This is a genomic window from Actinoplanes sp. NPDC051411, from assembly GCF_040682075.1.
Taxonomy (GTDB): domain Bacteria; phylum Actinomycetota; class Actinomycetes; order Mycobacteriales; family Micromonosporaceae; genus Actinoplanes.
The window spans coordinates 1-7,573 of sequence record NZ_JBFBAD010000242.1 but is presented as its reverse complement, the minus strand read 5'-3'; the positions used below and the strand labels follow the sequence as shown (position 1 = coordinate 7,573).

Below are 7,573 nucleotides of genomic sequence, written 5' to 3'. Positions count from 1 at the left end.
TTATTGTTTTAAGATCTTGTGAAAACTGCCTTCGCGGCGCGCGGTGTTTTTTTTGTGTTGGGGTGGCGGGGGGGCGGCCGGCCCCGCCCCCCCCCCCCCCGATTCCGTACGCGGTGAGCCCCGCCCCCGGCGCATGCGGCGTATCAGCTGGTAGACCGCCCAGGCCGGCACCCCGATCACGAACGCCCACGGCAGTAGCGCGCCGATCACGGTCAGCACCACCTTGAGCGAAGCCAGCAGCGCGTGCCATCCGCCGGCCAGCCCGCCGAGGAACCCGTGCGGCGCCTCCTTGGGCTTGGGCGCCGGCGCCTGCTCGTTGAGCAGCGTCACCGAGATCGTGGAGAGCGCCACCAGGTCGACCAGGTGCCGCTTCTTGGCCTGCAGCGAGGCCAGATCGGCCTCCCGGGTCGCCACCTCCTTCTCCAGCATCACCAGGTCGGCGAGCGACTTGGCCGAGGCGAGCAGCTTGCGGCCGCTGTCGACCCGGGCCTGCTGGACGGAAATGCGGGCGTCGAGGTCGACGGTCTGCTCGGTGACGTCCTCGGTGCTGATCTTGCGGGACTCCTCGGTGCCCAACTTGGACAGCTGGTCGACCACGCTGCCGAACTTGTCGGCCGGCACCCGCAACTGCATCGTGGCGGTGTCGCTGCCCGAGCCGCGATCGCGGTCGTCGCTGCCGATGAAACCGCCCGCGGCCTGGGCGAATCCGGTGACCTGCGAGGCGGCGGCGGTGACGTTCCGGACGCGTACGGACATCGCGCCGGTATAGATGATCGACCGCTGGTCGACGCTCAGGTCGGGACTTTCCTTGGCGGTCGCCCCGTCGGCCTGCTGCTGGTCGGGCGCCTTCTCCGGCGCCGCGGTCACGCCTTCACGCGAAACGCCCGAGCCGGACGACGCCGCCTGGTCGGTGCTGGTGTCGCCGGAACTGCAGCCGGCCACCACCAGCCCGGCGAGCAGCATCGAACCGGCGAGAAATATCGTTCTTCGGTAATTACCGGTCATGTTTCCCCCATCCCCGTGACGGCGTGCCACCTCAGACGTGGGGCAATGCGGCGACGGTTCCGGCAGACTGCAAACTGACTCATTACGAATCAGCAGCGGAGGACTTCCGTGCGCATCACGAAGTACAGCCATTCCTGCCTTCGCGTCGAGGGCGACGGGGTGCTCGTCGTCGACCCCGGCGTGTTCAGCGAGCGGTCCGCCCTCGACGGCGTGGACGCGGTGCTGGTGACCCACGAGCACCCCGACCACATCGCGGTCGCGGCGGTCGTCGAGGCCGCCCAGCAGCGGCCCGGCCTGCAGGTCTACGCCCACCCCGACGTGCTCGCGCTGCTCGCCGACTTTCCGGGCGAGACGGTGCCGGTCGAGCCGGGCCAGCGGTTCACCGTCCTGGGCCTCAACGTCACGGCCTTCGGCGGGCAGCACGCGGTGATCCACCCGGACATCCCCCGCATCACCAACGTGGCCTACCTGGTCGACGACGGGTCGACCAACTTCTACCACCCCGGCGACTCGTTCGAGGTGCCCGCGGGCGCGTCGGTCGAGACCCTGTTCGCGCCGCTGCACGCCCCGTGGGCCAAGGTCTCCGAGACGATCGACTTCGTCCGCAAGGTCAAGCCGGGCCGGGCCTTCGCGCTGCACGACGCCCTGCTCAAGGAGAACGGCGCCGGGCTGTACGACAATCTGCTGGGCAACCTCGGCGGCACCGACTACGCGCGCCTCGCGCCCGGCACGGTTCTCTCCTGACGATGCCGAGCAGCGCCACCGACGACCTGATCCGGCGGCTCTACGAGTCGCCGCCGGAGGGCTTCGTCGCGGCCCGGACGGCCGCGGTCGACGAGGCCCGCAAATCGGGCGACCGTGACACGGCCAAGCGCCTGGCCGCCCTCAAGAAACCGACCGTGGCCGCCTGGGCGGTCAACCTGCTCGCGCTGCGCCGCCCCGAGCTGATCGACGAACTGGTCGAGCTTTCCGGTGCGCTCCGCGAGGCGCAGCGCGGCCTGCGAGGCGACCAGATGCGCGGGCTGACCGCCCAGCGCCGGCAGGTGGTCTCGGCCCTGGTCGCCGCGGCCCGTCAGCTGGCGCAGGCCGAGGAGCCGGGCATCAAGCTGCCGCTCGGCGAGGTCGAGGCGACGCTGAGCGCGGCGCTGGCCGAGCCGGACGTGGCCGCTCAGGTGCGCACCGGGCGGCTGATCCGGGCGGCCAGCTATGCCGGGTTCGGCGAGGTGCCGCGGCCGCGCCTGCGCCTGGTCACCGACTCCGACGAGGAGACCGACGAGGCCGAGGACGAAGGCGAGGACGAGGACGCCGAGGTCATCGAGCTTCCCAACGCGGCCAGGGAGGCCGCTCGGGAGGCCGCTCGGGAGAAAGCCGCGTCGGCCGCCGCCGAGCGCCGCCGCCGCGAGATCGAGCAGCGGAAGCGGGAGCTGCGCCGGGAACTCGGCGCGGCCGAGGCGGGCGAGCAGCGGGCCGACAAACACCTCGAGCGGGCGGAAGCGGCCGAACGGGACGCCGAGCATCTGGTGGAGGACCTGGACGCCGAGTTGGCGGAGCTGGAGCGACGGCGTACGGAAGCACAGGCCGACGTCGCCCGGCGCAAGCTGGCCCGCCGGACCGCGGAGCGGGAGGCCGCCGCCGCGAGGCGGCGGGTGGGTGACGTGCAGGCGGCGCTTGAGGATCTGGAAGCCGACGAATCCGATTGATCGGTTCCCACCGACCGCCGGACCCGCCGCCCTTGATCGACTGAGGACTGTTCGATTCGGACCGGAAGAATATTTTCCAGATCGGTCACGGGGAGAGCAGAATCGGCGGGTGACCCCCGAACAGGCCGCCGCCAACGCCAAAGCGGGACTCGCCACCCTCGTCGGTGCCTTCGCCGAGTCACCCCAGACGCTTCGCCGGGCGCGTCTGCTGGGCCTCTCCGGCTGGGCCTACCACGTGTCGGCGCGGGCCGGAGCGCTCGGCGACGTCCGCCCCGAGACGGTGGCCGCGGCCATCGGATTCATCGCCCCCGAGGCCGTGGTCGACGGCTGGGAGTCGACCGCCAAGAGCTCCGCGCCGATGGAGGTCGCGGCCTGGCACCTGCACGAGATGTGCGCCTGGGGCGTCGAACAACTCGGCGGTTTCCCCCGGCTGACCCGGGTGCTCGAGCTGGGCGACCGGGTCGTGGCCGCCGTCGACCTGGCCGGGTTGCCGCTCTTCGCGGCGTGGCGGGCCATGCCGGTGCCCGACCCGTCACCGGGCGCCCTCGCCGCGGTGATGCTGCACCTGCTACACGAGCAGCGACTCGGCGTGCACGTGGTCGCGGTGCGGGCGAGTGGGCTCACCCCCCTGCAGGCGATCATCGCCGGGCCGGAGGGGGAGACCGGCGCGGTGGCGTTCGGATGGCAGCCGCCCTACCCGCCGGCCGGGCCGATCGTGCGCCGCCTGATGTGGGCCGAATCGGTCGCCGACGCGCTCGCCGGGCAGGCCTACGCGGCGCTCGACCGGGCCGAGCGGGTGGAGTTCATCGGGTTGCTCGAGTCGATCAGCCACCGCCTGACCCGTTGAAACCCGGTCGACGGTCGGGCGGCCGATGTGGTCGGATCGCGGCCATGACCGCACTGCCCGAGGGCTGGACCCTTCGCCGGCCGACGCTCGACGACCTGCCGGCGATCCTCGCGATGGTGCACGCCAGCGACATGGCCGCGGTCGGCGAGGCCGACTTCACCCCCGACGAGGTGCGCGAGGCGCTCACCGACCCGGGCACCGACATGAGCCGCGACAGCTGGGTCGCGCTCGACGAGACCGGCACGCTCGTCGGCTGGACCTATCCGCACAACGCCAACGGCGGCGACCGCGACTTCATCGAGGTCTACGTCTGGCCGGCGCGCGGGCTGCCGGCCCAGCGCCCGCTGCTCGAGCTGATCATGGCGCGGGCGGCCGAGCGCGGGGCCGAACTGGGCCACGAGACCTACACGGTCCGCGCCGGCGCGATCCCGATCGAGAAGGACTACATCGAGGCGCTCGCCGACCACGGGTTCGCCTTCAACCGGCAGCACGCGCGCATGCGCATCTCCCTCGCCGGCGTCGCTCCGACCCCGCCCGCCGCGCCGGCCGGCGTCACGATCCGCGAACTGCGGCACGACGACGAGGCCGAGATGCGCCGGTTCCACGCGGTGATCGAGGACGCGTTCCGCGACACCGACCACCTGGCCGTCGACTACGACGCCTGGCGGCAGCAGGTCGACGCCGAGCCGACGAAGACCTGGAACGAGTGGCTGGTCGCTCTCGTCGACGGCGACATGGCCGGGGCACTCCAGTCGGCCGACGGCGAGGAGAACGAGGGCTGGGTCAAGCGCCTGGCGGTCGGCCGCGACCATCGCCGCCGGGGCATCGGCGAGGCGCTGCTGCGGCACGCCTTCGCGGTCTACGCCGGCAACGGGCGCGAGCGGGCCGGCCTCGGCGTCGACATGGCCAACCCGACCCGCGCGGTCCGCCTCTACCTCGCGGTCGGCCTGACCCCGCTCTACCAGGCCAACATCTACGCGAAGACCCTAGACCTCCGGGGCTGACGTGCCCGTCGGACGGCTGCGCAGCTCATGGACGTAATCGTCGGGCGCGCCCGCCTTCTCGGCCGCGTTGGCGATCTCGGAGAGGTACCACGCGGTCGGCAGGCCACCCTCGTAGCCGTCGAAGACGTACACCCACGCGCTGAGGTCACCGTCGAGGGTTGATACACGCACGGTGACCTTCTGGTATGCCCCCGCGGTCACCCCCTCGACCTCGTCGAGCTGGGCGGCGTCGCCGGGGTGGACGTCGTAGAGGGACACGAAGACGCGGTCGCCGGGCGACTCGACTATCGTCGTGACGGCACCCTCCCAGCCCATATCCCCCTCACCGGCGAAGGTCAGGCGCCAGCCTTCTATCCACCCCACCCCCACCATCGGGGAGTGCGGACAGTAGGCCCGCATGCGGGCCGGGTCGAGGTTTGAGCCATACGCGGCGTAATGACGCACGGCGATGACGATAGCCGGACAGGGCGGTCGTGGAGAATACAAGCAGTGCGTGTCGGCACAGTTGCCGCGGAGAGATAGGAACGTCGTGAGCCGGATCGTGATCATTGGTGGGGGCCCGGGTGGGTATGAGGCGGCCCTGGTCGCCGCTCAACTCGACGCGGATGTGACCCTCGTCGAGGCGGACGGCCCGGGCGGCGCGTGCGTGCTGACCGACTGTGTGCCGTCCAAGACCTTCATCGCGAGCTCCGAAGTGATGACCGGATACCGGCACAACGACCGGTTCGGCATCCGCTCCGGCGGCGTCGAGGCGACGGTCGACGCGGTCGCGGTCAACGAGCGGGTCAAGAAGCTGGCGCTGGCCCAGTCCGCCGACATCCAGGACAAGCTGGTCAAGGTCGGGGTCGACGTCGTACGCGGCCGGGCCCGGCTCGGCGAGGACACCCTCGGGCACACCCACCAGGTGCTGATCGAACCGGAGGGCGCCGGGGCGTACGCCGTGGACGCCTCGACCGTGCTCCTCGCGACCGGCGCGACCCCCCGCGTGCTCCCGTCGGCGCAGCCGGACGGGGAGCGGATCCTCGACTGGCGGCAGGTCTACGACCTCACCGAACTCCCGTCCCACCTGATCGTGATCGGTTCCGGGGTGACCGGGGCCGAGTTCGCCAGCGCCTACCTGGCGATGGGCGTGAACGTGACGTTGGTCTCCAGCCGCGAGCGGGTCATGCCGCACGAGGACGCCGACGCCGCGATGGCGATCGAGCGGGTCTTCCGCGAGCGGGGCATGACGATCCTCAGCAAGGCGCGCGCCGACTCGGTGGTCAACACCGGCGACGGGGTGCTGGTCACGCTGGCCGACGGGCGTACGGTCATCGGCTCGCACGCGCTGATGGCGGTCGGCGCGATCCCCAACACCGCCTCCCTCGGCCTGCGCGAATACGGGGTGGACGTCGCCGACGGCGGCTACGTCACGGTCGACCGGGTCTCGCGCACCAACGTGCCCGGCATCTATGCCGCCGGCGACTGCACCGGCGTGCTGCCGCTGGCCAGCGTGGCCGCCATGCAGGGACGCATCGCGGTCTGGCACGCGATGGGCGAGGCGGTGGCTCCGCTGCGGCTGCGCACCGTCTCGGCGAACGTCTTCACCGACCCCGAACTGGCCACGGTCGGCCTCTCACAGAACGACGTCGACGCGGGCAAGGTGCCGGCCCGGCAGGTCATGCTGCCGCTGACCGGCAACGCCCGGGCCAAGATGGCCGACCTGCGCGACGGCTTCGTCAAACTGTTCTGCCGGCCGGCGACCGGTCAGATCGTCGGCGGCGTGGTCGTGGCGCCCAAGGCGAGCGAGCTCATCCTGCCGATCACCATGGCGATCGAGAACAACCTGACGGTCGATCAGCTCGCGCACACCATCACGATCTACCCGTCGCTGTCGGGGTCGATCGCTGAGGCGGCACGTCAGCTGATGCAACACGAACTTCAGTAAGCGCCTCGGCCTTACGCCCACCGAACAGGGCCAGGATCGTGCCGGCGGTGCCGAAGATCAGGGCGGCCACCGCGGCGATGGCGAACAACCGCCACGCCGACTGGGTGATCGCGGTGCCGCCGACGTGCCCGACCAGGCCGCCGTACAACGCCCAGCAGACGGCGGCGGCGCCGTCGTAGAGGGCGAACAGCTTCACCGGATATCCCGTCCGGCCGGCGTGAAAACCGGCGGCCATCCGGCCGCCGGGAACGAACCGGCACAACAGGATGACGAGTGGACCGGGCCGTCGCAGACCCCGGGTGAACCGGGCCGCCGCCTTACGCGCGCCGCTCTTGACCTCGTCGTCGCCCTTCGGCGCGAAGCGGGCCCGCAGACCGCCGAGCCAGTGCCGGCCGACGTTGCCGGTCGACCGGCCGAGCAGGAACGCGATCGAGTCGCCGGCGAACATGCCGAGCGCGCCGATCGCGATCACCAGCGCGAGATTGAGATTGCCGTAGACGGTCAGCGCCCCGGTTGTGATCATGATCGCCTGGACCGGAATCACCGGGATCATCGCGTCGACGGTCAGGAAACCGAACAGCGCCAGGTAGACCCACACCGGTGTTGCCATAGCGGTCAACAACTGGGTCATCGGGCGGGTCACCTCCGGGCGAATCGTCGGCTCCCGGCAGTATCCGGGACGGCACCTGAGATTGCGCTGTGCCCAGCATGCCCCCTGATCAGGGGCGGTCGGTGGTGGCGACCGACACGGTACGGTCTCGATCACCGCAGACTGGTACGCACGCGTGCTGTTTTCTGGGCGCGTTCGGTCGGCGTACCTTGGGGGTGCCGGAAACACCGGGTCCCCCGTTCCTGGTGTAGCGGCTGGGCCGTCGGTAGGTCCCGTACCGACGGCCCCCTTTAGCTGCCCCTGCTTGCGCCGGGTCGTCGTGCCGCTGAGCTGGGCAAACCCCGGTATTTGTGGGCGTCGTTGGTCATCGTTAGCGAACCTCTGACGGCCTGGGGACGGCCTGGGAGGCTCGCAGAGCCTCAACCACCCCTACCCGAGGAGTCATCCCGGTCGCCTGGGCTCCGCCATGCTGGACCATCG

The 7,573-nt window shown here is 71.1% G+C and carries 8 protein-coding genes; 5 read left to right on the top strand and 3 right to left on the bottom strand.

What is annotated here, in order from left to right; translation table 11 throughout:
- Complete coding sequence (locus AB0M88_RS52380; protein WP_364115866.1) at window positions 1-1,005, bottom strand: DUF4349 domain-containing protein; 1,005 nt, start codon at window positions 1,003-1,005, stop codon at window positions 1-3.
- A gap of 108 nt (window positions 1,006-1,113) precedes the next feature.
- Here AB0M88_RS52380 and AB0M88_RS52375 point away from each other — a divergent pair, with 108 nt between their 5' ends.
- The 4 genes from AB0M88_RS52375 to AB0M88_RS52360 all read left to right on the top strand — a co-directional run bounded on the left by AB0M88_RS52375 (window position 1,114) and on the right by AB0M88_RS52360 (window position 4,556).
- Window positions 1,114-1,749, top strand: a complete 636-nt coding sequence (locus AB0M88_RS52375) for an MBL fold metallo-hydrolase (protein ID WP_364115863.1) — start codon at window positions 1,114-1,116, stop codon at window positions 1,747-1,749.
- Between the two features lie 2 nt (window positions 1,750-1,751).
- Entirely contained in the window at window positions 1,752-2,705 is a 954-nt protein-coding gene (locus AB0M88_RS52370) for a hypothetical protein (RefSeq protein ID WP_364115860.1), read from the top strand.
- A 109-nt stretch (window positions 2,706-2,814) separates the two neighbouring features.
- Window positions 2,815-3,552, top strand: coding sequence for a hypothetical protein (locus AB0M88_RS52365; protein WP_364115857.1), 738 nt, complete (start codon window positions 2,815-2,817; stop codon window positions 3,550-3,552).
- 44 nt (window positions 3,553-3,596) lie between these two features.
- Complete coding sequence (locus AB0M88_RS52360; protein ID WP_364115854.1) at window positions 3,597-4,556, top strand: GNAT family N-acetyltransferase; 960 nt, start codon at window positions 3,597-3,599, stop codon at window positions 4,554-4,556.
- On the opposite strand, the gene AB0M88_RS52355 is transcribed toward AB0M88_RS52360, so the two are convergent.
- Complete coding sequence (locus AB0M88_RS52355; protein ID WP_364115851.1) at window positions 4,539-5,000, bottom strand: gamma-glutamylcyclotransferase; 462 nt, start codon at window positions 4,998-5,000, stop codon at window positions 4,539-4,541. The genes AB0M88_RS52360 and AB0M88_RS52355 overlap by 18 nt on opposite strands.
- An 85-nt stretch (window positions 5,001-5,085) precedes the next feature.
- Here AB0M88_RS52355 and AB0M88_RS52350 point away from each other — a divergent pair, with 85 nt between their 5' ends.
- Window positions 5,086-6,483 (top strand): NAD(P)H-quinone dehydrogenase, encoded by a 1,398-nt coding sequence (locus AB0M88_RS52350; RefSeq protein ID WP_364115848.1) that lies wholly within the window; start codon window positions 5,086-5,088, stop codon window positions 6,481-6,483.
- Here the strand turns inward: AB0M88_RS52350 and AB0M88_RS52345 are convergent.
- On the bottom strand, window positions 6,410-7,114 hold the full coding sequence (locus AB0M88_RS52345; protein WP_364115845.1) for a DedA family protein: 705 nt from the start codon (window positions 7,112-7,114) through the stop codon (window positions 6,410-6,412). The two genes, AB0M88_RS52350 and AB0M88_RS52345, sit on opposite strands and share 74 nt — an antisense overlap.
- Window positions 7,115-7,573 lie beyond the last annotated feature (459 nt).